This is a genomic window from Aureimonas sp. OT7 (assembly GCF_014844055.1).
Lineage (GTDB): Bacteria > Pseudomonadota > Alphaproteobacteria > Rhizobiales > Rhizobiaceae > Aureimonas > Aureimonas altamirensis_A.
Genome location: NZ_CP062167.1, coordinates 2,577,293 through 2,601,498, shown reverse-complemented (window position 1 = coordinate 2,601,498; position 24,206 = coordinate 2,577,293). Strand labels below are relative to the sequence as shown.

Annotated in this window: 21 protein-coding genes and 1 riboswitch; of the genes, 18 read left to right on the top strand and 3 right to left on the bottom strand. The window is 66.2% G+C overall.

Translation table 11 applies throughout. The features are described from left to right. Positions 1-11 precede the first annotated feature (11 nt). From IGS74_RS12430 to IGS74_RS12410, 5 genes are all read left to right on the top strand, one after another. On the top strand, positions 12-1,079 hold the full coding sequence (locus IGS74_RS12430) for a glycosyltransferase family 4 protein (RefSeq protein ID WP_206688161.1): 1,068 nt from the start codon (positions 12-14) through the stop codon (positions 1,077-1,079). Then, positions 1,067-2,944, top strand: coding sequence for a glycosyltransferase (locus tag IGS74_RS12425; protein ID WP_192386501.1), 1,878 nt, complete (start codon positions 1,067-1,069; stop codon positions 2,942-2,944). The genes IGS74_RS12430 and IGS74_RS12425 overlap by 13 nt, the downstream gene beginning before the upstream one ends. After that, complete coding sequence (locus IGS74_RS12420) at positions 2,941-4,281, top strand: nucleotide sugar dehydrogenase (protein WP_246722542.1); 1,341 nt, start codon at positions 2,941-2,943, stop codon at positions 4,279-4,281. The genes IGS74_RS12425 and IGS74_RS12420 overlap by 4 nt, the downstream gene beginning before the upstream one ends. A gap of 27 nt (positions 4,282-4,308) precedes the next feature. Continuing rightward, positions 4,309-5,181: a glutathione-dependent disulfide-bond oxidoreductase gene (yghU, locus tag IGS74_RS12415; RefSeq protein WP_192386497.1), complete on the top strand. Its 873-nt coding sequence runs from the start codon at positions 4,309-4,311 to the stop codon at positions 5,179-5,181. A gap of 145 nt (positions 5,182-5,326) precedes the next feature. After that, entirely contained in the window at positions 5,327-5,536 is a 210-nt protein-coding gene (locus IGS74_RS12410) for a hypothetical protein (RefSeq protein ID WP_039194021.1), read from the top strand. On the opposite strand, the gene IGS74_RS12405 is transcribed toward IGS74_RS12410, so the two are convergent. Continuing rightward, positions 5,509-6,840, bottom strand: a complete 1,332-nt coding sequence (locus IGS74_RS12405; protein WP_192386495.1) for a glycosyltransferase family 4 protein — start codon at positions 6,838-6,840, stop codon at positions 5,509-5,511. The genes IGS74_RS12410 and IGS74_RS12405 overlap by 28 nt on opposite strands. After that, on the bottom strand, positions 6,758-8,014 hold the full coding sequence (locus IGS74_RS12400) for a glycosyltransferase (protein ID WP_192386493.1): 1,257 nt from the start codon (positions 8,012-8,014) through the stop codon (positions 6,758-6,760). Before IGS74_RS12400 ends, IGS74_RS12405 begins: the two co-directional genes overlap by 83 nt. A 122-nt stretch (positions 8,015-8,136) precedes the next feature. Continuing rightward, positions 8,137-8,333, top strand: a riboswitch (cobalamin riboswitch). 77 nt (positions 8,334-8,410) lie between these two features. On the opposite strand from IGS74_RS12400, the gene IGS74_RS12395 reads away from it, so the two are divergent. The 4 genes from IGS74_RS12395 to IGS74_RS12380 all read left to right on the top strand — a co-directional run bounded on the left by IGS74_RS12395 (position 8,411) and on the right by IGS74_RS12380 (position 13,255). Next, complete coding sequence (locus IGS74_RS12395) at positions 8,411-10,315, top strand: TonB-dependent receptor (RefSeq protein WP_206688160.1); 1,905 nt, start codon at positions 8,411-8,413, stop codon at positions 10,313-10,315. Between the two features lie 51 nt (positions 10,316-10,366). Then, the gene (locus IGS74_RS12390; protein ID WP_192386489.1) at positions 10,367-11,275 is read left to right on the top strand and encodes a 3'-5' exonuclease; all 909 of its coding nucleotides are present in this window, start codon (positions 10,367-10,369) and stop codon (positions 11,273-11,275) included. 24 nt (positions 11,276-11,299) lie between these two features. Next, positions 11,300-12,823: an argininosuccinate lyase gene (locus IGS74_RS12385; RefSeq protein ID WP_192386487.1), complete on the top strand. Its 1,524-nt coding sequence runs from the start codon at positions 11,300-11,302 to the stop codon at positions 12,821-12,823. 123 nt (positions 12,824-12,946) lie between these two features. After that, positions 12,947-13,255 carry a GNAT family N-acetyltransferase gene (locus tag IGS74_RS12380; RefSeq protein ID WP_192386485.1) on the top strand — a complete coding sequence of 103 codons (309 nt, stop codon included), beginning with the start codon at positions 12,947-12,949 and terminating at the stop codon, positions 13,253-13,255. Positions 13,256-13,298: 43 nt separating this feature from the next. Here the strand turns inward: IGS74_RS12380 and IGS74_RS12375 are convergent, their stop codons facing one another. Beyond that, entirely contained in the window at positions 13,299-14,663 is a 1,365-nt protein-coding gene (locus IGS74_RS12375; protein WP_192386483.1) for an MFS transporter, read from the bottom strand. A 290-nt stretch (positions 14,664-14,953) separates the two neighbouring features. Here IGS74_RS12375 and IGS74_RS12370 point away from each other — a divergent pair, with 290 nt between their 5' ends. From IGS74_RS12370 to atzF, 9 genes are read left to right on the top strand one after another with little or no spacing between them, the layout of a single operon-like run. Next, positions 14,954-16,066, top strand: a complete 1,113-nt coding sequence (locus IGS74_RS12370) for a BMP family ABC transporter substrate-binding protein (protein WP_192386481.1) — start codon at positions 14,954-14,956, stop codon at positions 16,064-16,066. Positions 16,067-16,094: 28 nt separating this feature from the next. After that, entirely contained in the window at positions 16,095-17,192 is a 1,098-nt protein-coding gene (locus tag IGS74_RS12365) for an ABC transporter permease (protein ID WP_246723148.1), read from the top strand. Then, complete coding sequence (locus IGS74_RS12360; protein WP_060602502.1) at positions 17,189-18,112, top strand: ABC transporter permease; 924 nt, start codon at positions 17,189-17,191, stop codon at positions 18,110-18,112. The genes IGS74_RS12365 and IGS74_RS12360 overlap by 4 nt, the downstream gene beginning before the upstream one ends. An 11-nt stretch (positions 18,113-18,123) precedes the next feature. Then, entirely contained in the window at positions 18,124-19,140 is a 1,017-nt protein-coding gene (locus IGS74_RS12355; RefSeq protein ID WP_192386477.1) for a formamidase, read from the top strand. Between the two features lie 13 nt (positions 19,141-19,153). Further along, positions 19,154-19,855, top strand: a complete 702-nt coding sequence (locus IGS74_RS12350; protein ID WP_192386475.1) for an isochorismatase family cysteine hydrolase — start codon at positions 19,154-19,156, stop codon at positions 19,853-19,855. Next, complete coding sequence (locus IGS74_RS12345) at positions 19,852-21,360, top strand: ABC transporter ATP-binding protein (RefSeq protein ID WP_192386473.1); 1,509 nt, start codon at positions 19,852-19,854, stop codon at positions 21,358-21,360. Before IGS74_RS12350 ends, IGS74_RS12345 begins: the two co-directional genes overlap by 4 nt. Next, entirely contained in the window at positions 21,360-22,025 is a 666-nt protein-coding gene (locus tag IGS74_RS12340) for an isochorismatase family cysteine hydrolase (RefSeq protein WP_192391778.1), read from the top strand. The genes IGS74_RS12345 and IGS74_RS12340 overlap by 1 nt, the downstream gene beginning before the upstream one ends. Then, positions 22,022-22,378 carry a cupin domain-containing protein gene (locus tag IGS74_RS12335; protein ID WP_192386471.1) on the top strand — a complete coding sequence of 119 codons (357 nt, stop codon included), beginning with the start codon at positions 22,022-22,024 and terminating at the stop codon, positions 22,376-22,378. Before IGS74_RS12340 ends, IGS74_RS12335 begins: the two co-directional genes overlap by 4 nt. Positions 22,379-22,391: 13 nt before the next feature. Continuing rightward, positions 22,392-24,197 carry an allophanate hydrolase gene (atzF, locus tag IGS74_RS12330; RefSeq protein WP_192386469.1) on the top strand — a complete coding sequence of 602 codons (1,806 nt, stop codon included), beginning with the start codon at positions 22,392-22,394 and terminating at the stop codon, positions 24,195-24,197. Positions 24,198-24,206 lie beyond the last annotated feature (9 nt).

The window sequence follows — 24,206 nt, the reverse complement described above, 5'->3', positions numbered from 1 at the left end:
TTCATGCACCAATGAAGCCTCCGGACCATCCGGTGCCCTCGGGCGACCGGACCATGGCGCGCCTGTGGCTGCGTGCGCTGGAACGGGCCGGGGCATCGCCAGTGCTGGCGACGCGTTTTTCCAGCCGCGACGGTGTCGGCGCGGCCGATCCGCAGGACGAAATCCTGGCCGGTGCCGAGCGCGAGGTGCAGCGCCTCGTTGCCGGGCCGGCCCCTGCGGCATGGTTCACCTATCATAACTACTACAAGGCGCCGGACCTGATCGGGCCCCGCGTCGCCGCCCATTTCGGCATTCCCTACGTGATTGCCGAAGGCTCCAGCGCCGGCAAGCGGGCCAGTGGGCGATATGCGCGCTTCTCGGCCCTGGCGGACGCGGCCAACCGTGCAGCAGATCTCCACCTCCTGTTGAACGGCCGTGACCGTGCCGGGCTGGAAGCCGTCGGCGCGCGGGACATCCTTGCCCTGCCGCCGTTCATCAACACGGCCCAGTGGCCGTGCAGGACCGGCTGGCGTATCGGAACGCCGGTCCGGCTGGCCTCCGTGGCCATGATGCGGTCGGGCGACAAGCTTGCCTCCTACGCCCTGCTGGCCGATGCGCTGCGGCATGCACCGGACGGCTGGCGCCTCGAAATCGCAGGGGACGGGCCCGCCCGAGCGCAGGTCGAGGCCCTGTTCCTGCCGTTCGGCGACAGGGTGACCTTTCTGGGCGAGGTCGACGCCGCCATGCTTGGCGCTCTCTACCGCCAAAGCGACCTCATCGTCTGGCCCGGCGTGAACGAAGCGTTCGGCATGGCCTATCTGGAGGCGGCCGCCAGCGGCTGTCCCAGCCTTGCTATGGCGTATGGCGGTGTCGGCGAAGTGGTCGCCGATGGCGTGAGCGGCCATCTCGTCGCCGCCGGCGATACCGTCGCCTATGCGCAAACCCTCGTCCATCTGCTGTCGGACCCAGGGCGCCTGTCCGCGCTCGGGCGCGGCGCGGCGGACCTGGCCCGCCGCCATGACATCGAATCCGCCGCGTCGTCGGTATCGGGCCGGCTGCAGCGGCTTGCGGCGTATGGGAGCCGGTCTTGCGTGTCCTGATTGCTGTCACCCATCTGCTGGGCGTCGGACATCTCGCGCGGGCGGCCGTCCTGGCCGATGCCTTCGCTGATGCCGGGCATGACGTGCTGCTGGTGTCGGGCGGCCGGCCACACCCCCACCACCTGCCGGGAAAGGGCGTGCGGACCGCACAATTGCCGGCCGTCCATGCCCATGGGGCCGACTTCGTGAACCTGCGCGATGAAGGCGACGGGCCCGTTACCCCTATCTATCTGGAAGACCGCGCAGAACACCTCCTGCGACACGCGGCCGACTTCGCCCCGGACTGCATTATGACTGAGACATTTCCGTTCGGGCGCAATGCGTTGCGACAAGAATTTCAGGCTTTGCTTGATTATGCGGACAGTGCCCTGCCGCGTCCCGTGGCGTTGGCGTCCATACGCGATATCCTGAACCCTCCATCGAAACCACAAAAGGCGGAACGCGCGGAAGACTGCATCGTGGAGCATTACGATGGGGTGCTGGTGCACGGCGATCCCGCACGCACGCCCTTGTCCCGCTCCTGGCCGGTCAGTAGCCGGCTGGAGACCTTCCTTTCCTATACGGGATATGTCGCAAGACCACGCGACACCGTGGCCGCTTTCGATGGAGACGGCGCCATTCTGGTTTCGGGCGGCGGTAGCGCGGCGGCGTTGCCGCTGTTCCGTGCCGCCATCGCGGCGGCACACGCCGCGCCGGACCTTACCTGGCATATCCTTGTCGGGGCTGGGGTCAGCCAAGGCGACATGCAGGGTCTTGTGGCCGGCGCGCCGTCCAATGCGCAAGTCGAGCGGGCGCGGCCTGATTTCCCCGCTTTGCTGGCTGCGGCCCGACTGTCCGTCAGTCAGGCCGGTTACAATACGGCGGCCGATCTGGCTGCCGCCGGAACGCCCGCCGTTCTGGTGCCTTTCGAAGACGGGGGCGAGCAGGAGCAACGGCTGCGCGCCGAGGCGTTGGCCGCCGATCGCGTGGCGATGCTGCTGGATGCCGCGCGTTTGAATGGCGAAACCCTTTTGTCGTGCGTGCGCACCGGCCTTGCGGAGCTGCCGCGCAGGGCGCCGGCCGCGCCGCCGGACGGCGCCCGGCAGGCTGTCCGGATCGCCGAGGCGGCGGTGCGCCGGCGCGATGCGACAGAGATGTCGTTTGCGGCCTTGGTGGACAGGCTCAATTCCCTGCATGCGCAAGGGACCGTCATGGACATCTGGTGGCGCGACGACGACGCGGCCGACGATACGCCGCAGCTACGCCGCCTGCTGGCGCTGCGGCAGCGGCACGGCGTGCCGGTGGCGTTGGCCGTGAGCCCCTTTCTGATCCAGCCGGCCCTGCCGCGGCTTCTGCGCGAGGAAGCCGGGGTCGATGTCCTGCTGCATGGCCTGGAGCATCGAAACAATGCGCCACCCGGCGCGAAGCGGCAGGAGTTGGGCTATGCGCCGCCGGGCGCCTTCATCGCGCCGCTCTCCGAAGGGTTGTCCCGTCACCGGGATACCTTTGGCGACAGGGCTCTTCCGGTCATGGTGCCACCCTGGAACAGGATAGACCAAAACATTATCGGGCGGCTTCATGATCTTGGTTTCGAAGGACTTTCGACATTCGGCCGTCGTGCGTCGGCGCGGCTCGCCGGGCTGCGCGTGTTCAATACCCACATAGACCCGGTGGATTGGCGCGGGGGCAAGCGGCTGGGCGAGCCGGCATTGTTTGTCGAGCGCATCGCGGCTCTGGCCGACTTGGGCGAACCGGTGGGACTTCTGACCCACCATCTCATTCATGACGGCGCGACATGGCGCTTCGTCGACAGGTTGCTGGCCCTTTTGGCCAGGCATCCCGCCGTGCGATTTTGTTCGGCACACGGCATGTGGAGCAGGCAATGACGGATTCGGATATAGCGGGTGCATTGGCGCGGGCCCTGGAAGCGCGCCGCGCCAAAGTCGGCATCATCGGGCTCGGCTATGTTGGCCTGCCCCTGGCGCTCGCCATGTGCCGGGCGGGTTTTCCGGTGCTGGGCTTCGACATCAATCCGGAACGCGTCGCGCTTCTGAACCGGGGCGAAAGCGGCTTCACGCACATTCCCGGCGACGCGCTGGCCGAGGCGCTGCGTGAGGAACGCTTCGAAGCCACGGTGGACTTTGCAAGGGCCGGCGAAGCGGACGCGATCCTGATCTGCGTGCCGACACCGCTGACGCGTCACCGCGAGCCCGACCTGTCCTTCGTGGAGCGGTCGGTGCGCCAGATCGCGCAGTCCCTGCGGCCGGGCCAGTTGATCGTGCTGGAATCCACGACATGGCCCGGAACGACGCTCGAGCTGGTGAAGCCCATTCTCGAAGCCGCCGGGATGCGGTCGGGGCAGGACTTCTTCCTGGCCTTTTCGCCAGAGCGGGAAGATCCCGGAAACCGGGAGTACGGAACGCGCGACATACCGAAGGTGGTGGGGGGCGACGGCCCGGCGGCATTGCGGCTGGCAAGCGCCCTGTACGGGGCGGCCATGCAGTCCGTCGTGCCGGTATCCTCGCCGGGCGTGGCTGAGGCGGTCAAGCTGACGGAGAACATCTTCCGTTCGGTCAATATCGCCTTGATGAACGAGCTGAAACTCGTCTACGGCGCGATGGGCATCGACATCTGGGAAGTGATCGAGGCCGCGAAGACCAAGCCCTTCGGCTTCATGCCCTTCTATCCCGGCCCTGGGCTCGGCGGGCACTGCATTCCCATCGACCCCTTCTACCTGACATGGAAAGCCCGGGAATACGAGATCGCCACACGGTTCATCGAACTGGCCGGCGAGATCAACACCGATATGCCGCGCCATGTCGTGCGCGCCACGGCGGAGGCGCTGGACAGGTATTTCGGGCGCGGCCTCAACGGCTCCTCGATCCTCGTGCTCGGGGTCGCCTACAAGCGGGACGTGGAAGATACGCGCGAAAGCGCATCGCTGCGCCTGATCGACCTTCTGGAAGAACGCGGTGCACGGGTCAATTATCACGATCCGCATGTTCCGGTGTTGCCGAAGACGCGGGAGCATCCCCATCTTGCCGGGCGCGCCTCCCGGTTGCTCGACGATCACGGCATCGCATCCTATGACGCTGTGCTTGTTGCGACGGACCATGGCGGCGTCGACTATGCGCGGATCGCCTCGGTGATGAAGCTGGGCGTCGATACGCGGAACGCCTTCGAAAAGGCTGGAGCGGACATGAGCCGCGTCGTCAAGGCCTGAAGACCGACGAACGGAAGGACAGAAGAAATGAGCGACGAAAACGCCGATTATACACCGCCCGAGGTGTGGAGCCCACCTGCCGGGGACGCGGGGCGCTGGTCGTCCATCAACCGCCCCACCGCAGGCGCGCGTCACGAGGCGGAGCTTCCGCGCGGCAGCCATCCCATGCAGCTCTACTCCCTTGCGACGCCCAACGGCCAGAAGGCCGGGATCATGCTGGAAGAGCTGCTGGCCGCCGGCGAAAGCGGTGCCGAATACGATGCCTGGATGATCGATATCGGCAAGGGTGACCAGTTTTCGAGCGGCTTCGTCGCGGTCAACCCCAACTCCAAGATTCCGGCGCTTCTGGACTGCTCGAGCGAGACACCGGTCCGCGTTTTCGAGTCCGGTGCCATCCTGCTGCATCTTGCCGACAGGTTCGGCAAGTTTCTGCCGGCGTCCGGCCCGGAGCGCACGGAAGCTTTGAACTGGCTGTTCTGGCTGCAGGGTTCGGCACCGTTCATCGGTGGGGGCTTCGGCCATTTCTATGCTTACGCACCGTTCCCGCAGGAATACCCCATCAACCGATACGCCATGGAAACCAAGCGGCTGCTGGATGTCGCCGACAGGCGGCTGGCCGAGGCGCGGTACCTGGGGGGCGACTCCTACACCATCGCCGATATCGCGGCATGGCCGTGGCTGGGCGCCCTGATGAACAACGAGGCCTACAAGGCCGGCCGTTTCCTGGGTGTGGAGTCCTATACCAACCTGCGCCGCTGGACGGATGAGGTCGGTGCGCGGCCCGGCGTGCAGCGCGGCCGGATCGTGAATAGCAATGACGGCGAAAAAGGGCCGGGATTGCGGGAAAGGCATGCCGCCTCGGATATCGACGCCGTATTGGTCGCACGCGCAAAGCTTTGATTAAAAACGCTTTCCGGGCCTGCACCAGGCCCGGAAAGGCCCCGTCGCCGCGGGGGCTTGCAATGGTTAAAAAGTGGTGACATATAGCCCGCCGCAAGTAACACCGAGCGATCGAAACGATACGATGACTGGTTCTGCAACGGTAATGAAAACAGGCTGCCGCCTGGCGATCGGCGCGGGCGTCCTGTGCCTTCTCTTCCTCAAATCGCCTCCGGAAAGCGTTGCCAGCCTGGTGGCCAACGAGCCGATGCGCGCCGAGGTGACCGCCTCCTGCGTGGCGGGCCACCACCGCGCCGACGAGTGCGAGAATGCTCGTCTGGCCGAAGCCTATCTGACCCGCGTTTCCGCCCGCTGATCGACATCGCCGTGCGATAGAAGCGCGGCGATCCTGCCGATGCCGGCGTCGGCGGAAAAGTCGCCCGTCACACGGGCACGGGCCGCCGCCCCCAGTTGCAGTCGCAACGCAGGCCGCCCGATCAGCCGCTCCAGCGCCTCGGCCAGCGCCGCCGGGTCCCGAGGCGGCACCAGCAGCCCCTCCACACCATCGGTGACGAACTCAGGCACGCCGGCAAAGTCCGTCGACAGGATGGGCAGGCCCTGCGTGGCCGCCTCCATCAAGACGTTGGGCAGGCCGTCCCGGTCTCCGCCGTCGCCCTCGCGGCACGCCAGCACGAACAGGTCTGCCGCGCGTAGCGCCTCGATGACCTGCCCTTGGGGGCGCGCTCCCAACCAGTCGATCCGGCCGGCCAGGCCCAGCCGCTCCGCCGTTTCGGCAAGCGGCTTCGCCAGATCGCCCCCACCGATCTGCGTCAGGCGCCAGTCCAGCTCCCTGGGCAACATGGCGAGCGCCTGCAGGAGATCGTCATAACCCTTCTTGGCCACCAGGCGGCCGATGCTGACCAGCCGGACGGGGGTGTCCCGTCCGTTTCCGCCGCCATCGCGGACGGGCGGTGCCGGAAAGCGACGAAGGTCCAGCCCATGATAGACGAGGCGCACGCGGTTCTTGTCGCCGCCCGGCGACAGGCGCACGAGTTCGTCGTGGCCCTGCCGCGTACAGGTGGTTCCCCAGATGCTGTCGGCGATCTTTTCGCGCTTTTCCCAGTCCGGCGTCGTCCAGATATCCTTGGCATGGGCGGAAAAGCTGAAGGGCAGTTGCCGGAGCTGCGCCGCATAGCGTGCGACGGAAGCCGGCGTGTGCAGGAAATGCGCGTAGATTTGCGTGATCTGCGGCGATAGTTCCCGAGCCAGAACCGCCGCCTGGCCGATGCGCCGCAGCCGGTTGGGGCTCGGATCTCGGCGCAGGTCGGCAAGCGCCGTGCGGACGAAGCGGCCAAGGCCCTTCTGGCGTGGCAGCGCCAGTACGCCGCGCAGGACGCGCAGCGGATCGTCCTTCAGATATTCCGGCAGGTAGTAGACAGGCGCCGCGATCTGCTCGTGCATCGGGTGGCGCGCACGGTCCGTCGGGCGCCGCAACGACCAGATATCCAGACAAAAGCCCAGTTGCTCCAGCCCCAGGATTTCCTGTGCGATGAAGGTTTCCGAAAGCCGGGGATAGCCCTTCAGGACGACGGCAATTCTACCGGCTTGCGGTTCGGGCCGTTTCTTTCGAGGGGCTGGGGAACCAGCCTCGCACCGTTGCGTCGATTGTATCCAGTCCATCAAGCAGCCTTGGCAGGGTCTTTTCCGAAGGTTTCGGGCGTCCGGGAAGGGCGCGGATGGCTTCTGCCATCAAATGCGGGTTGCGGTGGGCGCCGTCTTCCAGCCCGGCACCGTCCAGGCACGTGATGAGGCCCAGCTCGGCGGCCCGCTCGGCGCGGATGGTCTGTTCCATGCGCGGCGTGCGGCGCGGCACGATCACGGATCGTTTGTCGAAGGACAGGATCTCGCAGAACGTGTTGTAGCCACCCATGGCGATGATGCCTTCGGAGTTGGCGATGAGGTGCTCGATTCTGGAATCGAAGGTGATCGCTTCCACGTCGGGCAGGCGGGCCACGCGCTCCATGAAGGCGGCACGCTGATCGGGCGGCACGAAGGGGCCGAAGACGATGAGCGCGCCAAGGGGCAGGGACCGGTCGGCCTCGTAGGCCGAAAGGGTCCAGTCGATCAGCCCTTCGCCGTCGCCGCCACCGCCCGTCGTAACGAGCACATAGGGTTTGCAGGTGATGGATGGGTAGGCCGCCGTCGCGGAGACCTGGGGCAGGTCGCGCCGGAGATAGCCGGTATAGATGATTTCGTTTTGCAGCCGCTCGGGCAGGGAAAAGGGCGCCAGCGGCTCGTGGATCTCGGGAAGGCCGTAGACCCAGACGTTGTCGTAGAAGGCAGAAAGCGCCTCGGTCGCGCCCTTGCGCTCCCATTCGGGCACGATCACTGCGGCATCGTCCAGGACGTCGCGCAGGCCCAGCACGATGCGCGCGCCTGTCGCCTTCAGGTGCTCCAGCGTCGGCAGCAACTCGTCGCGGAAGCCGGCGGGCTCCTTGTCGACGATCAGGAGGTCGGGGTTCAGGCTGCGCGCCGTTGCCATGATGACGGAGCGGCGGATCTGCACGGTCTCGTCCAGCGACAGGCGCAGATTGGAGGTTGTGTACCCGCCATTCGGCAGCTTGACCACGCCCGGCACGCGTACGTAATCGACGCCGTCCTCGAAGTCGAAGCGGCCGATGATGGGAGAGCCGGAAATGATGACGATTGAGGCGTCATCCATCGACCCGACCAGCCGGTTGGCGATGGCGCGGCAACGCCGAAGATGGCCAAGGCCGAACGTGTCGTGGCTGTAGATCAGGATTCTCGGTCCGTCACGCCCCGTCGGACGGTCTTGCCGAAAACTATGCGCCATCCTTGCACTCCGCGCTGACCGGACCGGCCCCTCATCTCCTTGTTACAGTTGCGTTGCGGCAGCACAACCAGAAAGTCAGCCATCCCTTATCCTGTGGATGCTTGTGAGGCCGCGGTACCGTGTCTATTGTGCCGCGCGACGGTGCCCCGAAAGGGCTTCAAAGGGAACGCAGTGCGCCATCCGGCCATGCTGCGGCTGCCCCCGCAACTGTAGGCGGAGACTGCCTTGCCATTATGCCACTGGGGCCAGCGCCCCCGGGAAGGCGGCACGGCGGAAGGACCCGCGAGCCAGGAGACCTGCCGTCAGCCGTGGTTGCACGCGAACATGTCGGGCGGGGTGCCTCGACAGGGCCGGACCTCGTTCGATGCAACCGGAAACGATGTTAACGAGGTTGCCTTGTCCATCCGCCTTGCTGCCTGCCTGACAGGCTCGGCTCTTATCGCCATTTCGTCCGCCGCCAGCGCACAGATCAGTTTGCTGCCGGCGGCGATCGCGCTGGACCCCGTCATCGTCACGGCCAACCGGACGTCGACGCCGGCGCGCGCCGTCGGCAGCGCCGTCACCGTCATCGACAGGGCCGAACTGGAGCGGCGGCAGGTGCGCTTCGTGGCCGACGCGTTGCGGAGCGTGCCGGGGGTGGGCCTGAGCCGCACGGGCACGGTGGGCGGCCTGACCCAGGTTCGGCTGCGCGGCGCCGAGGGCAACCAGACGCTCGTGCTCATCGACGGCATCGAGGTGAACGATCCCGCCAGTGGCGGCGAGTACGATTTCGCCAACATGCTTGCCGACGATGTGGAGCGGATCGAGGTGCTGCGCGGTCCGCAGAGTGCGCTCTACGGGTCCGACGCCATCGGCGGCGTCGTCAACATCGTCACCCGCAAGGGCGAGGGCCGGACGTCCGCTTCGGCACGCCTGGAAGGTGGTAGCATGGGCACGGCCAGCGGCCTCCTGTCCATCGGCGGCGCTTCGGGCGGCGCCGACTTTTTCGGCAGCCTCGGCGGCTACCGCACGGACGGCGCCTCGAGCGCGTCCGAGTGGCGCGGCAACCTTGAGCGCGACGGTTATGACAACGTCACGGGCTTCGCCAAACTCGGCTTCGATGCCACGCAGGACCTGCGGTTCGACATGGTGGGCCGCGTGACGGACCATCGGGCCGACGCGGATGGGTTCGCCGACGGCCTGCCGGCCGATGCGGACGCCGCGACACGCGGCCGGCAGATGTACGGACGTGTGCAGGCCCGGCTGGATACGCTGGACGGGCGCTGGCAGCACGTCGCCGGCATCAGCCGCAGCCATTCGACGCTGCGCTACTTCACCGATAGGTCCCGCACCGACGATTATGTCGGCGACCGGACCAAGGTGGACTATCAATCCAACGTCTTCCTGGCGCAGGAGGCCGCGCGCCTGGACCATACGCTGACCTTCCTTGCCGAGCACGAGGAAGAATCCGCCGAAGTGGACGGTGCATACTCCAGCTTCGACCGCTCCACCGGCCAGAGCGGGCTGGTCGGCCAGTACCAACTCGGTATCGCGGACGCGCTGTTCCTGACCGGGGCGGTGCGCCACGACATGAACGAGCGTTTCGCCGATGCCACCACATGGCGGGGCACCGCGGCCTACGATCTGTCGCGGACCGGAACGAAACTGCGCGGCTCCTATGGTACGGGTATCAAGAACCCTTCCTTGTTCGAACTGTTCGGCTATGACGGCACCTATCGCGGAAACCCCGACCTGAAGCCGGAAAAGGCGGAAGGCTGGGACATCGGCTTGGACCAGTGGATCCTGCGCGATGCGCTGTCGATCGAAGCAACCTATTTCAACCAGCGCATTACCGACCTGATCCAGGGAGCGGGTACGACGTCCATCAACCTGGACGGTACGTCCACGATCCACGGCATCGAGCTTGGGGTGACGGCCTATCTTCTGGATGGGCTGACCGTGCGCGCGGCCTATACGTTCCTCGACGGCGATGACGCGGACGGCGTCACCCTGGCCCGCCGTCCGGAAAACGTCGCGAGCCTCGACATAGGCTACAGCTTCCTGGACGGTGCGGCTGCGCTCAACCTCGGCATCCTTTATACCGGCGGACAGCAGGATATCGCGTTCGATGCCTTCTACAACCAGTCACGCGTGGAGCTTGATCCCTATACGCTGGTGAACCTCGCCGGATCGTATCGTTTCAACGATCATGCGGAGGCCTTCGCCCGTGTCGAAAACCTGTTCGGCGAGCGCTACGAGGATGTCTACGGCTATGGCGGCATGGGGCGTGTGGCGGTTGCGGGTGTGAAGCTCAGTTTTTGACGCAGACCATCCTTGCGGGTAGTTGATACTCGACGCACGCAGGAATTTCGCATGGGCCAACTCGATCTGTTCAGCTTCGACGAAGAGGAGCGTATGGCGCGCCGGCTGGAGGCGACGGGCCGGTTCCGCATTTTGCGCAAGCTCGTGCCGCGCCCCGTGGTGGCGCGCGAAGAAAGCCTGTTTCCGCATGTCGCGCTGCTGATCGACACCGAGACGACCGGCCTTCGCCATGGCATGGACGAAGTGATCGAGGTGGGGGCCGTTGCCTTCACCTATGATGACGACGGCACGATCGGCGATGTCGTCGGCGTGTTCGGCGGGCTGCAGCAGCCCTCCGTGCCGATCCCGCCCGAGATCACGCAACTGACGGGCATCACCGATGCTATGGTGGCGGGCCAGCGCATCGACCTTGCCGCCCTGGAGCGGCTGGCAGAGACGGCGGACCTCGTCATCGCGCATAATGCCGCCTTCGACCGGCGTTTCTGCGAGGGGCTGTCCGCCTGCTTCGAATTCAAGGCCTGGGCGTGCTCGCATGCCGAGATCCCCTGGCGCGAACTCGGTTTCGAAGGCAGCAAGCTGTCCTATCTTCTGTCGCAGTGCGGCCTGTTCCACGATGGCCATCGCGCGGTGGATGATTGCCATGCGCTTCTGGAAGTGCTGACGCGTCCTTCCGGGGCGGATGGGCGCAGCGCCTTCGCCCATCTCCTGGAATCGAGCGGTCGGACCCGCCGGCGCATCTATGCCGAACATACGCCCTTCGACCTGAAGGATGTCCTGAAACGGCGCGGCTATCGCTGGTCGGATGGCAGCGACGGCCGCCCGAAATGCTGGTGGGTCGAGGTCGACGAGGCGGCCTACGATGCGGAATTGTCGTTTCTGCGCCAGGAGATCTACCGGCGCGAGGAAGCCGACCCTGTGACCGTCACACTGACGGCGCTGGACAGGTTCAAGGCCGCCTGAACCGCGGCATCATGGGAGGAAGTCATGGTCGAAGTTCGGGATCGGGGGCTGCGGCCCCTGTCTGCACTAGGCTGCTTGACGGGGCTTGCCGCGATACTGTGCGGCCCCGCCTGGGCACAGGACGGCGTGCGCGACGAGTTTTTCTGGCTGGGACAGATCAACAAGGCGACGGCCGTCATCAACACGCAGGAAGGCCTGCTCGACAAGGCGAAGACGCCGGCAATCGCAAAGGCGATCGACAGCGTCATCAAGGCCGGCAACGAGCCGGGAGCAAAGCGCCCGGCCACCGTCATCACCTTCGAGCCGCTGCTCATCGATGAAGGCGGGGTGGAGGTGACCCTGCTGCATGCCGGCCGCTCCAGCCAGGACATGCACGCCACCTACCGGGCGGCCATCCTCCGAGACGGGCTGCTGGAACTCGCCACGCAGCTCAACGCCACCTCCCGCACGCTGGTCGATCTTGCGGCCACGCACGCCGAAACGATCGTTCCCAATTACACCAACGGCGTCGCGGCGCAGCCCAACAGCTATGGCCATTACCTTCTGGGACACGCGGCCGGCTTCGCGCGCGATGCGGACCGGATCCGCGAGGCTTACGCGCGGGTGGACCGCTCCGCCATGGGCACGACGGTCCTGAACGGCACGGGCTGGCCGCTGAACCGGCAGCGGATGGCCGATTATCTCGGCTTCGCCGGCGTGGTGGACAATGCCTACGACGCCTCGCAGATCGCCTCCATGGACCAACCGGTCGAGATCGGTTCCATCGTCACCGCGATCGCCCTGCACAGCGGCAACTTCGTCGAAGACGTGATGACCCAGTATGCGCAGACGCGGCCATGGATTTTGCTGCAGGAGGGCGGGGGCAACACCTATGTCTCGTCCGCCATGCCGCAGAAGCGCAATCCCGGCCTGCTCAACAACACCCGCAGCCAGGCGTCGACGGCCATCACGCTGGCTCTCGGCCCGATGATCCAGGCCCACAACATTACCCCTGGCATGCCCGATCCAAAGGATGTCGAGGCAAACTCAGCCATGGTCGAGGCCGGCGTAAAGACCCTCGCCGATCTCGACAAGGTCTTGAAGGCATTGGTGATCAGCCCCGAACGCGCCCTGGAGGAGCTGAACGCGGACTGGACCGCCTCGCAGGAGATCGCCGATATCCTGATGCGCGACCACGGTTTGCCGTTCCGGGAAGGCCACCATGTCGCGTCCGAGATCGTCACCTATGCCCGGGCGGAAGGAATCGGGCCCCTGGACTTTCCCTATCAGAAGGCACGGGACATCTACACAGAGACGGTCAAGGGCACCGATTTCCCACAGGAGCTGCCGTTGAGTGAAGCCGAGTTCCGCGCCGCGCTGGACCCGGTCGCCATCGTGCGGGGCCGCGCGACGTCCGGGGGGCCTCAGCCGGCGGAGATGAAGCGCATGCTGGACGAAGCCACGGCGCGGCTGGACCGGCAGGAAAGCTGGGTTGCCGAGCGGCAGAACCATATCGACGCCGCCCTGGGCAGGCTCGATGCGGATTTCCAGTCGCTGCTGACGCAGTAGCACTTCCGGGCGTACCGTTCCCCGCCACGGGACGCTCTGTGGCAGATCACGGCCCTTTGCGCGGCCGGCGGCGTCTCATATCCTGTGAGGCAGCACCCGCACCGGGCAAGCGAAGGAGACATCATGAGCGAGGATAGGGCTGGGGCCGGGCAGATCGAACGGCAGGATGGGCCCTCCAAGGGGCGGTACGTCCTTGTCGTCGATGGCGTCGAGGCGGAAATGACCTACAGCCGCGCCGGCGAAACGATGATCATCATCGACCATACGGGCGTTCCGGATGCACTTCGGGGCCGGCATGTAGGGCAGCGGCTGGTGCAACGCGCGGTAGAGGACGCACGCCGCGAAGGTATTACCATCCTGCCGCTATGCCCCTTTGCGAAGGCGCAGATCGCCCGCCATCCGGAGTGGCAGGACGTTCTGCGCAAATCCTGATCGGGATGCGGCGTCCGGCCTGAAGGGCCGGACGCCATCCGCTTTAGCGACGTGGGGCAAGAGCGGGCAGGGGTTCCGCGCGGCCAACGACGAATGCGTAGGAGAACGCCCCCACCAGCGCCATCACCGCCGCCATCATGAAGGACGGCGTGTAGCTGCCGCCGAACATGTCGAGCAGCCAGCCGAACAGGAACGGGCTGATGATGCCGGCAATGTTGGAGGCGAAGTTCTGGATGCCGCCGATGGAGGCGACATGCCTGGAACTTGGCGCGACATCCGCGGGCAAGGACCAGATGCCGGTGGCCGCGACGGCAAGGCTGCTGTAGGACACCGCCAGGAAGAACAGCGCGGCGGCGAGAGACTCCACCAGCGCCGCGGGCAGGATGGCGGCGCCGCCCAGCATGCCGCCGACCATGACCGTCTTGCGCACCAGCGTGACATCGGCCCCGTTGCGGATCGCGCGGTCGGCCAGAAGGCCGGCGGCCCATGCGGTGACCACGGCGGCAAGGCCCGGCAGCATGCCGTAGAGCCCGAGCTCCGCGAGGTTCAGCCCCCGCGCCGTCTTCAGGTAGCTGGGGAACCACGTCAGGAAGAAATAGATCACGAAGTTGAGGCAGAAGAAGCCCACCATCATGCCCCAGACCGTGCGGTAACGGAAAAGATCGCCCCAGCGAACAGCGAGCGCCGCGGGGTCATCGTTCTGTTCCGAGCGCCCGCCATTGTCGGCGATGTACTGGAGTTCCAGCGCATTGGCGCGGGGTTGTTCCTCCGGATCGCGGTAGGTGACGTACCAGGCCAATGCCCAGACGATGCCGACCACTCCCAGAATGACGAAGGAATAGTGCCAGGTGGCGAACGCCATGATGGCGGTCACGATAGGCAGGGCCAGCACCGTGCCGACACGCGAGCCGGAATCGATGACGGCCGTTGCAAAGGCGCGCTCACTGGTGGGAAACCAGCGCGACGCGGCCTTGGTGGACGACGGGTAGGCGGGAGCCTCGCCGGCACCCAGCATGAAGCGCACCGCGAAGAAGCTCCAGAAGCTGTTGGCCAGCGGCGTCAGTGCGGTGAACACCGACCACCAGACGGCGGCCAGCGAAAAGCTCTTGCGCGCGCCGAGCTTGTCGGTCAGCCAGCCGGCCAGCAGCATCATCCCGTCATAGGCCCAGAAGAACGCGCCGAGGATCAGGCCTTTCTGTGTGTTCGTCAGGTTGAGACCGAGCTCTTCGTCGATGAACGGCAGCGCGACGCTCATGTTGGCGCGGTCGAGATAATTGATCGTCAGGCCGACGAAACACATGAACAATACGAAGTAACGAACCTTGGTGGCGCCGGATGGCGCCTTTCCCCGTGCAGCCCGACAGCGATCGCCTCCGATCGCTCCTTCGGCATCCTTGCTGACCGTCATGTAGAACAAACCTCCGTTTATCGTGAGCAGATAGCACCATCAGCTCACGATCTCTTGAGGTTGGCGTTTAAGCGCCGCAGGTTCGGCGAGTCAATTACTGTTGCTAAGCCGCGCGAATTATCCAAGCGCGGCAGCACAATTATCGACAATCCGCCTATAAAATAGGCATTATGCAATTCGGCCGACGGGCATGGATGTTCCTAAATCATTGTTATGGCAGCAGTGAGCGGTTTTGGCACGCGCATTGCATGCAATTGCCGGCGAGAGATCGAAACCCGCCGGAGAGCCCCATGTCATCCTTCATCCTCAATCGCCGCCGCCTTCTGACCGCTGCCGGCTCGATGGCGCTGATGCCGGCGCTGGGGCGGATCACGCCCGCCTTTGCCGCCGACATGACCGTCGGCTTTCTCTATGTCGGGCCGCGCGACGACTTCGGATACAATCAGGCGCACGCCGAGGGCGCCGCAGCGGTGAAGGACATCGCCGGCGTAACGGTGCTGGAAGAAGAGAACGTGCCGGAAAGCGACGCCGTCGTGCGGTCGATGCAGTCGATGATCGAGCTGGACGGCGCGCAGCTCCTGTTTCCGACATCCTTCGGTTACTACAAGCCCTTCGTGCTGCAGGCGGCCGATGCCAACCCCGATGTCCAGTTCCGCCATTGCGGTGGATTGTGGAGCGAGAGCGACCCCACGAATGCCGGCTCGTATTTCGGCTATATCGGCATGGCGCAGTATCTGTCCGGCATCGTGGCCGGGCACCAGACCAAATCGAAGAAGCTCGGCTTCATCGCCGCAAAGCCCATTCCGCAGGTGCTACTGAACATCAACTCGTTTACCCTTGGTGCGCGCAGCGTCGACCCTTCGATCCAGACGCAGGTGATCTTTACGGGTGACTGGTCGATGCCGGTGAAGGAGGCAGAGGCCGTCAACGCGCTGGCCGACCAGGGCGTGGACGTTATCACCTGCCATGTCGATGGGCCGAAGGTGCTGACGCAGGCCGCCGCCGCGCGCGGCGTCTTCGTCTGCGGCTACCACACCAGCCAGGCGGCGCTGGCGCCGGAGCATTATCTGACCGGCGCGGAGTGGAACTGGGCCAATGTCTACCGATCCTTCGTCGAGAAGGCCCTGGCTGGAGAGCCGCTGCCCAACTTCGTACGGGGCGGCCTTGCCGAGGGCTTCGTCAAATCCAGCCCCTACGGCGCAATGGTGGGCGATGCGGCGCGGCGTCAGGCCGACGCCGTGCGCGACGAGATGATGAAGGGCGGCTACGCCATCATCAAGGGTCCGCTGAAGGACAATCGCGGCAACGAGATCGTCGCGGCGGGCACGGACTATCCGGAAACGGCGATCGAGCTGGAGAGCATGGACTACCTGGTCGAAGGCGTCGTCGGCTCGACCTCCTGACGGCAGGGGCACTGCGATGACGAGCATCATGCAGAGCGCGACGGCCGCAAGGCGCGGCTTTGCCTTGCCGGAGCGGCAGGCCGCACGGGTGGAGGCGGTGGTGCTGCCGCTGCTGGCACTCCTGGCCGGGCTGCTTCTGTTCGGCCTGTTCCTGCTGGCCTTCGGCAAATCGCCGATCGAGTTCTACCAACTGGTCTGGCGTGGCGGTTTCGGCACGCAGTTTTCCGTGTCCAATACGCTGCAACGTGCTGCGCCGCTGCTGCTGACGGCCTTGTGCGTAGCCCTGCCGGCCCAGCTCGGCCTGATCGTCATCGGCGGCGAGGGCGCCTTCGTGCTGGGCGGCCTTGCCGCCGCCGTCACCGGGGCGGCCCTTTCCGGAATGCCGGCCTTGCCGGCGATTGCCCTGATGGCCATGGCCGGAGCGCTGGCCGGTGGCCTGTGGATCGGCTGCGTCGGCCTGTTGCGCGTGCGGCGCGGCGTGAACGAAACGATCGCCAGCCTGCTCTTTGCCTATATCGCCATTGCGCTGTTCAACCACATGGTGGAAGGGCCGCTGCGCGACCCCGCAAGCCTCAACAAGCCGTCGACCCTGCCTTTGCCTGCCGAGTTCCGCATCGGCGCGATGCCGGGGCTGGACGTGCATTGGGGCTTCGTCATCGGAACGCTGGCCTGCCTTGTTTCGGCATTCGTCATCGGGCGCACGAGCTTCGGTTTTGCGGCGCGCATCGCCGGCGGCAATCCGCGCGCCGCCGCCGTACAGGGCCTGCCCGTCGGACGGCTCATCGTGCTGTTCTGCATGGCGGGCGGGGCGGCGGCCGGCATCGCCGGCATGATCGACGTTGCTGCCATTCACGGAAATGCCAATGCGGCGCTGATTGCCGGCTATGGCTATACCGGCATCCTCGTCGCCTTCCTGGCACGACAGAACCCGCTTGCCATCATTCCGATGGCCATCCTGATCGGCGGTATCGACGCGGCCGGTGGGCTGGTTCAACGCCGAATGCAGCTTCCCGACGCTACCATGCTGGTGCTTCAGGGCATCCTGTTCATCGCCATGCTGGCCTCCGAAACCCTGTCAGGCCGGCTGGTGCCCCGCCGGGCCGCATCCACGGAGGCCGGACGATGAGCGGCGATCTCGGCCTGTGGGGCGTGCTGATTGCGGTTCTTGGCGGCGCGATCCGCGTTTCCACCCCATTCCTGTTCGTCAGCCTCGGCGAATGCGTGACCGAGAAAAGCGGCCGCATCAATCTCGGTCTGGAAGGCACACTCGTCTTCGGGGCCATGGCCGGCTACGGCGGCTCGCTCCTGACGGGTTCTCCCTGGACGGGCGTGCTGGCGGCCGGACTTGCCGGAACGCTGTTCGGCCTGCTTCACGGCGCTCTATGCTCGCTGCCGCGGGTCAACGACATTGCCGTGGGCATTGCGCTGATGCTTTTCGGCACCGGGCTGGCATTCTTCCTCGGCAAGCCGCTGATCCAGCCGGCGGCGCCCATGCTGCCATCCATCGACCTCGGCTTCTGGGCCGGCAGCCCGCAACTGCGCGCGGCGCTGCAGGTAAACCCGCTGTTCCTGATCGGTATCGCGCTCGCCTTCGTGATTGCCTTCGTCTTTCGCCGCACGCGGCTGGGTCTGGTGCTGCGCATGGTGGGCGACAGCAGCGACGCCGCACGGGCGATGGGCTATCCGATCCTGCCGGTGCGCATCGGGGCAACGGCCTTCGGCGGCTTCATGGCCGGCGTCGCCGGCGCCTATCTGTCGCTCTACTACCCCGGAAGCTGGAACGAGGGAATTTCATCCGGCCAGGGGCTGATCGCCGTTGCGCTGGTTATCTTCGCCAGGTGGCGGCCCGTGGCGTGCCTCGGCGCAGCGCTGATCTTCGGCGGCGCCGGGGCGCTTGGCCCGGCGCTTCAGTCCATCGGCGTCACGCAGGGCTACTACCTGTTCTATGCGGCGCCCTACGTGCTCACCCTCGCCATTCTCATCTTCACTTCCTCGCCGGACCGCGCCCTCGACGGCGCCCCGCGCGAACTTTCGATCACCAGATAGGGAGACCAGGCATGAACGGCCTTGGAGGACTCAACAAATCGGAAAACGGCGTCGTCATCGGCTGCGTGCAACTGCAATTGCCGACCGTGGTGACGAAGGACGATCTGGCCGCGCAGACGCAGCGCATCGTCGACATGGTGGCAAAAGCCCGGCGCAACCTCGGCACGATGGATCTTGTCGTGTTTCCCGAATACGCGTTGCACGGGCTTTCGATGGACACCAACCCGGACATCATGTGCCGTATCGACGGGCCGGAGGTTGCCGCCTTCCGGCAGGCCTGCCGCGACAACTCCATCTGGGGCTGCTTCTCCATCATGGAGCTGAACCCCGGCGGCATGCCCTACAATACCGGGCTTGTCATCGACGACACCGGGGAAATCCGGCTGAATTATCGCAAGCTCCACCCATGGGTGCCGGTGGAGCCGTGGGAGCCCGGAAACCTCGGCATTCCAGTCATCGACGGGCCCCGGGGCGCCAGGCTGGCTCTCATCATCTGTCATGACGGCATGTTTCCGGAAATGGCGCGCGAATGCGCCTACAAGGGGGCCGAGATCATGCTGCGGACGGCCGGTTACACCGCGCCGATCCGGGAAAGCTGGCGGTTCACCAACCAGGCCAACGCCTTCTGCAATCTCATGGTCACGGCCAATGTCTGCATGTGCGGGTCGGACGGAAGCTTCGATTCCATGGGCGAGGGCATGATCGTCAATTTCGACGGCACGGTCATCGCCCATGGCACGACCGGCCGGGTGGACGAGATCATCACGGCCGAGGTGCGGCCCGACCTGGTGCGCGAGGCAAGGCGCAATTGGGGCGTGGAGAACAACATCTACCAGCTCGGCCATCGCGGCTATGTCGCCGTGGCCGGCGGCGCCGGCGATTGCCCCTACACATACATGCACGACCTTGCCGCGGGCACCTATCGCCTGCCGTGGGAAGACGACGTGAAGGTGACGGACGGAACCGGCTTCGGCTTCGCCGCGCCGACGCGCCGCTATGGCGGCCCGGCCCGCGAAGCGGCGGAATAAGGAGGCCCTCCCAATGGACACGACATCGAGCACCACCGTGGGCACCATCGCCTCGCAGCCCTATGCCTGGCCCTACGACGCAAGCCTGCGCCCGGACAATACGGCGCTGATCGTCATCGACATGCAGACCGATTTTTGCGGCAAGGGCGGTTATGTCGATGCAATGGGCTACGACCTGTCGCTGACGCGCGCGCCCATCGAACCCATCGCACGGGTCATGGCGGCCATGCGGGCAGGCGGCTACCACATCATCCATACGCGCGAGGGGCACCGACCAGACCTTGCCGACCTGCCGGCCAACAAGCGTTGGCGCTCGCGCAATATCGGCGCCGGTATCGGCGACCCGGGGCCCTGCGGGCGCATCCTGGTGCGCGGCGAGCCGGGATGGGAAATCATCCCCGAGCTTGCGCCCTTGCCGGGCGAAGTCGTCATCGACAAGCCGGGCAAGGGCTCCTTCTGTGCCACGGATCTGGAGCTGATCCTGAACCAGCGGGGAATCCGCAACATCGTGCTGACGGGCATCACCACCGATGTCTGCGTGCATACGACCATGCGCGAAGCAAACGACCGCGGCTATGAATGCGTCATCCTGGAAGATTGCTGCGGCGCCACCGACAGAAGCAACCACGACGCGGCCATCCGCATGGTGACCATGCAGGGCGGTGTCTTCGGCGCTGTGGCCCACAGCGACGCGCTGCTGGAGGCCCTGCGTTGACGACGCTGCTCGAGGTGGTGGGGCTGACCAAGCGCTTCGGCGCCCTCACGGCGCTGGATGGCGTATCGCTGCGCCTGCGGCGCGGCACGTTCCACGCCCTGCTGGGCGAGAACGGCGCCGGCAAATCCACCCTCGTCAAATGCGTTCTCGGCTATTACCGCGCCGACGAGGGCAGCGTCCTGATGGACGACCGCGAGGTTGAAGTGGCCAGCCCGCGCGATGCGCGCCGCCTCGGCATCGGCATGGTGTACCAGCATTTCACCCTGGTGCCGGCCATGACCGTTCTGGAAAATCTGGTGATGGCCGGCCCGGATGTGCCCGCCATCGTGGATTGGCGCAAGGAGCGGGCAAAGCTGGCCGCCTTCATGGCCGATATGCCGCTGAAAGTGCCGATGGACGTGCCCGTGCATCGCCTGTCGGCGGGTGAACGGCAGAAGACCGAAATCCTGAAGGAATTGTATCTCGGCTCCCGGGTCCTGGTGCTCGACGAGCCGACATCCGTGCTGACCCCGGGCGAGGCAAGCGACGTGCTGGGGTTTCTGCGTCGCCGCGCCAACGAAGAGGGGTTGGGCGTTCTTCTGATCAGCCACAAGTTTCCGGAGGTCACGGGCTTCTGCGACGAGGTGACCGTGCTGCGCCGGGGCCGGCTGGCCGGGCATGGCCGCGTCGATGCCTTGTCGGTGGCGGATATGGCAGAGATGATGATCGGCAAGCGCGATCTTGCGGCCGCGCCCCGGCCCGAGCCTGCCTCTGCCAAGGCGCGCGCCGTCCTCGATCTCAGCGGCGTCAAGGCCGGGCCGCAACGCGGCGGCATCGATATCGACAGGCTGGAGGTGCGGGCCGGTGAAATCGTCGGCATCGCCGGCATATCCGGTAACGGCCAGGCGGTGCTGGTGGAGACGCTGTCCGGCCAGACTACGCCGGCCTCCGGCGCCATCCATGTCGGCGGTGCGCCATACCAGGCCCGCCGCGCGCAGGCGCAGGCAATGGGCGTGCGCGTCCTGCCCGAAGAGCCGCTGCGCAATGCCTGCGTCGGCCGGATGAGCGTGATGGAAAATCTCGCCTTGCGCAGCTTCGACCGGCATGCGGATGGGCGGGCGCGTATCCTTGTCGACAGGCGCGGCATGCGCCGCTACGCGGAGGCGCAGATTGCCGCCTATTCCATCAAGACCCAGTCTCCCGACGCGCCCATCGCCACTCTTTCGGGCGGCAATGTGCAGCGTACCGTACTGGCCCGCGAACTGGACGGCGATGCCGAATTGCTGGTGGTCGCCAATCCGTGCTTCGGGCTGGATTTCGGCGCGGTGGCCGATATCCGCGCGGCGCTTTTGAAGGCGCGCAACAAAGGAACGGCGGTGTTGCTGGTCAGCGAGGATCTGGATGAGGTGATCGCCCTGTCCGACCGTATCCTCGTGATGCACGAGGGCAGGATCGTCTTTGAGACGGAAGGCGGCCGCAAGGCCGATCCGATGGAAATCGGCAGGCACATGGCGGGGCATCGATGATGGGCACGATCGCGGCAAGCCCTTCTCCATTCCGCTTCGAGGACGGGCGCGTGGCGCTCATCGTCATCGATATGCAGCGCGATTTTCTGGAGCCCGGCGGATTTGGCGAGAGCCTCGGCAACGACGTTTCGCGGCTGCGGGCCATCGTGCCCGCAACGCGCAGGCTGATAGAGCTGTTTCGTGCGCGTGGCGCACCCATCGTCCACACGCGCGAATGTCATCGCCCGGATCTGTCGGACTGCCCGCCGGCCAAGTGGCGGCGCGGGCCGGAGGGACGGCGTATCGGCGATATCGGGCCCATGGGCAGGATTCTTGTGGCCGGTGCGCCCGGCGCGGAGATCGTGCCCGAACTGTTTCCGCTGCCGGGCGAAACGGTGATCGACAAGCCGGGCAAGGGCGCCTTCCATGCGACGGACCTGTCCGAGATCCTGGAAGGCTTCGGCGTCACCGCGCTGGTGCTGGCCGGCGTAACGACCGAGGTCTGCGTGCAGACGACCATGCGCGAGGCCAACGACCGCGGCTACGACTGTCTGCTCGCCGAGGACGCGACGGAAAGCTACTTTGCGCACTTCAAGGAGGCGACACTGGACATGGTGCGCGCGCAGGGGGGCATTGTCGGCTGGACGGCTACCGTGGACGCCATTGCGGAAGGATTGACGACATGACACCCGAAGTCCTGCAGGGGCTTCTGGCCCTTGCGCCGGATGCCGTGGCCTTCGAGCCGTTCCGCCCCGGAGTGGACATCCACCATATCGCCCGCTCGGTGGATGGGGGTCCCGGCGTCGCCCTGTTGCGATACCGGGCCGGGGCGTCCGTGCCCCGCCACCGACACGCCGGACTGGAAACCATTCTGGTGCTGGAAGGGGCGCAAACCGACGATGCCGGGCGCTATGTCGCCGGCGATTTCGTCGTCAACCGCCCCGGCAGCATCCACCGGGTCTGGTCCGACGAGGGTTGCCTGGTGCTGATCCACTGGGCGGCGCCGGTGGAAATTCTCGATGAAGACGAACAGGCTTGAGGACATACCGATAATGACCGATCTTCCGAAGATCATCGACCTTGCTTCGCTGGCCGACGCCTACGCGGCGGGACTGACGCTGGATGCGATGGTCGATGCCGTGTCCCGGCGCATCGCGGCGGGCGATCCGGCGGCATTCATCACCCCGGCCAGCCGGCAGCAGTTGACGCTGCAGGCAAGGGCGCTGGAGGCGCGGTCTCCCGTTCCCGGCAGCCTGCCGCTGTGGGGCGTGCCGGTCGCCGTCAAGGACAATATCGACGTTACCGGCTTTCCGACGACGGCCGCGTGCCCCGACTTCGCCTATACGCCGGATACGGACGCCCATGTGGTGGCCCGGCTGCGGCAGGCCGGCGCGATCATCGTCGGCAAGACGAACCTAGACCAGTTCGCCACGGGGCTGAACGGCACGCGCTCGCCCTATGGCGCGCCGCGTTGCGTGTTCGATGCCGACTATGTCTCGGGCGGCTCGTCCTCCGGCTCGGCTGTGGCGGTCGCCTCCGGCATGGCGGCGCTGGCGCTCGGCACCGATACCGCGGGCTCCGGGCGCGTGCCCGCCGCCTTCAACAACATCGTCGGGATCAAGCCTTCGACCGGCCGGGTGTCCACGACCGGCGTCGTCCCCGCCTGCCGCTCCATCGACGTCGTCACCGTGTTTGCCGCAACGGTTGCCGACGGCATCGCGGCGCGCCGTGTAATGGAGGGCTTCGACGCCGCCGATGCCTTCTCACGCCGCTTCGGCTACACCCCGCTGCCGACGCGGCTGCGCCTTGGCGTGCCGGAGGCGGAAGAGCTGGAGTTCTTCGGCAACGATGCCTATGCGGCGCTGTTTGGTGCGGCAGTGGAACGGGCACGCAGTCTGGGGGCGGAGATCGTACCCTTCGACTACGCACCCTTCCGCAAGGCGGCGGCCCTGCTGTACGAGGGGCCGTGGGTGGCCGAACGGCTTGCGGCCATCAAGCCCTTCATCGATGCGCAGCCGGACAGCGTCGAGCCGACGGTGCGCGCCATCATGGAGGGCGCGCGCGGCATGAGCGCCGTGGACGCCTTCGAGGGTGTCTACGCCCTTGCCGCATACCGCCGACAGGCGGAAGAAGCGATGGCCGATGTCGACGCTTTGTTGCTGCCGACTTCGCCCGACATCCAGACGGTGGCGGCGATGCTTGCCGATCCGCTGGCGCTGAATGCGCGCTTCGGCCGGTTTACCAATTTTGCCAATTTCTTCGGTGCGGCGGCAATCGCCGTGCCTGCCGGCTTTACCGAAAGCGGGCTGCCCTTCGGTGTCCAACTGGTGGGCCCGGCCGACAGCGACGACGCGCTGGCCGCTTTTGCGGCACGCCTGCATGAAAAGGCCGCCTGCGGCGCGGGGCTGGATCGTGGCCTGATCGCGCGGAGCGCGCCTGCCGCGCAATCGGATGGCGGCTGGCTGGAGATCGCCGTTGTCGGCGCGCATCTGACGGGCATGCCGTTGAACGGCGAGCTTGCGGCGCAGGGCGCACGGTTGCTGCGCATGGCACGCACGGCGCCGCATTACCGGCTCCATGCCCTGTCCGGCACGGTGCCGCCCAAACCCGGCCTTGTGCGGGATGGCGGATTTGCCGGCCCGGGGCTTGAGGTAGAGGTGTGGACCATGCCGGCCGGCGGCTTCGGACGGTTCGTTGCGGGCATCCCGCAGCCGCTCGGGGTCGGCAAGGTGGAGCTGGACGACGGCTCGTTGGTCACCGGCTTCATCTGCGAACCGGCCGCGCTCGCCAACGCGCAAGAGATCACGCATTATGGTGGTTGGCGCAATTATATCGCTGGCCGCGCCCCGGCAGCGTGACACGGCACG

Coding starts and splice junctions, on each gene's coding strand:
- IGS74_RS12430 (WP_206688161.1), top strand. CDS start 12: ATGAAGCCTCCGGACCATCCGGTGCCCTCGGGCGACCGGACCATGGCG.
- IGS74_RS12420 (WP_246722542.1), top strand. CDS start 2,941: ATGACGGATTCGGATATAGCGGGTGCATTGGCGCGGGCCCTGGAAGCG.
- yghU (WP_192386497.1), top strand. CDS start 4,309: ATGAGCGACGAAAACGCCGATTATACACCGCCCGAGGTGTGGAGCCCA.
- IGS74_RS12410 (WP_039194021.1), top strand. CDS start 5,327: ATGAAAACAGGCTGCCGCCTGGCGATCGGCGCGGGCGTCCTGTGCCTT.
- IGS74_RS12405 (WP_192386495.1), bottom strand. CDS start 6,840: ATGGACTGGATACAATCGACGCAACGGTGCGAGGCTGGTTCCCCAGCC.
- IGS74_RS12400 (WP_192386493.1), bottom strand. CDS start 8,014: ATGGCGCATAGTTTTCGGCAAGACCGTCCGACGGGGCGTGACGGACCG.
- IGS74_RS12390 (WP_192386489.1), top strand. CDS start 10,367: ATGGGCCAACTCGATCTGTTCAGCTTCGACGAAGAGGAGCGTATGGCG.
- IGS74_RS12385 (WP_192386487.1), top strand. CDS start 11,300: ATGGTCGAAGTTCGGGATCGGGGGCTGCGGCCCCTGTCTGCACTAGGC.
- IGS74_RS12380 (WP_192386485.1), top strand. CDS start 12,947: ATGAGCGAGGATAGGGCTGGGGCCGGGCAGATCGAACGGCAGGATGGG.
- IGS74_RS12375 (WP_192386483.1), bottom strand. CDS start 14,663: ATGACGGTCAGCAAGGATGCCGAAGGAGCGATCGGAGGCGATCGCTGT.
- IGS74_RS12370 (WP_192386481.1), top strand. CDS start 14,954: ATGTCATCCTTCATCCTCAATCGCCGCCGCCTTCTGACCGCTGCCGGC.
- IGS74_RS12365 (WP_246723148.1), top strand. CDS start 16,095: ATGCAGAGCGCGACGGCCGCAAGGCGCGGCTTTGCCTTGCCGGAGCGG.
- IGS74_RS12360 (WP_060602502.1), top strand. CDS start 17,189: ATGAGCGGCGATCTCGGCCTGTGGGGCGTGCTGATTGCGGTTCTTGGC.
- IGS74_RS12355 (WP_192386477.1), top strand. CDS start 18,124: ATGAACGGCCTTGGAGGACTCAACAAATCGGAAAACGGCGTCGTCATC.
- IGS74_RS12350 (WP_192386475.1), top strand. CDS start 19,154: ATGGACACGACATCGAGCACCACCGTGGGCACCATCGCCTCGCAGCCC.
- IGS74_RS12340 (WP_192391778.1), top strand. CDS start 21,360: ATGGGCACGATCGCGGCAAGCCCTTCTCCATTCCGCTTCGAGGACGGG.
- IGS74_RS12335 (WP_192386471.1), top strand. CDS start 22,022: ATGACACCCGAAGTCCTGCAGGGGCTTCTGGCCCTTGCGCCGGATGCC.
- atzF (WP_192386469.1), top strand. CDS start 22,392: ATGACCGATCTTCCGAAGATCATCGACCTTGCTTCGCTGGCCGACGCC.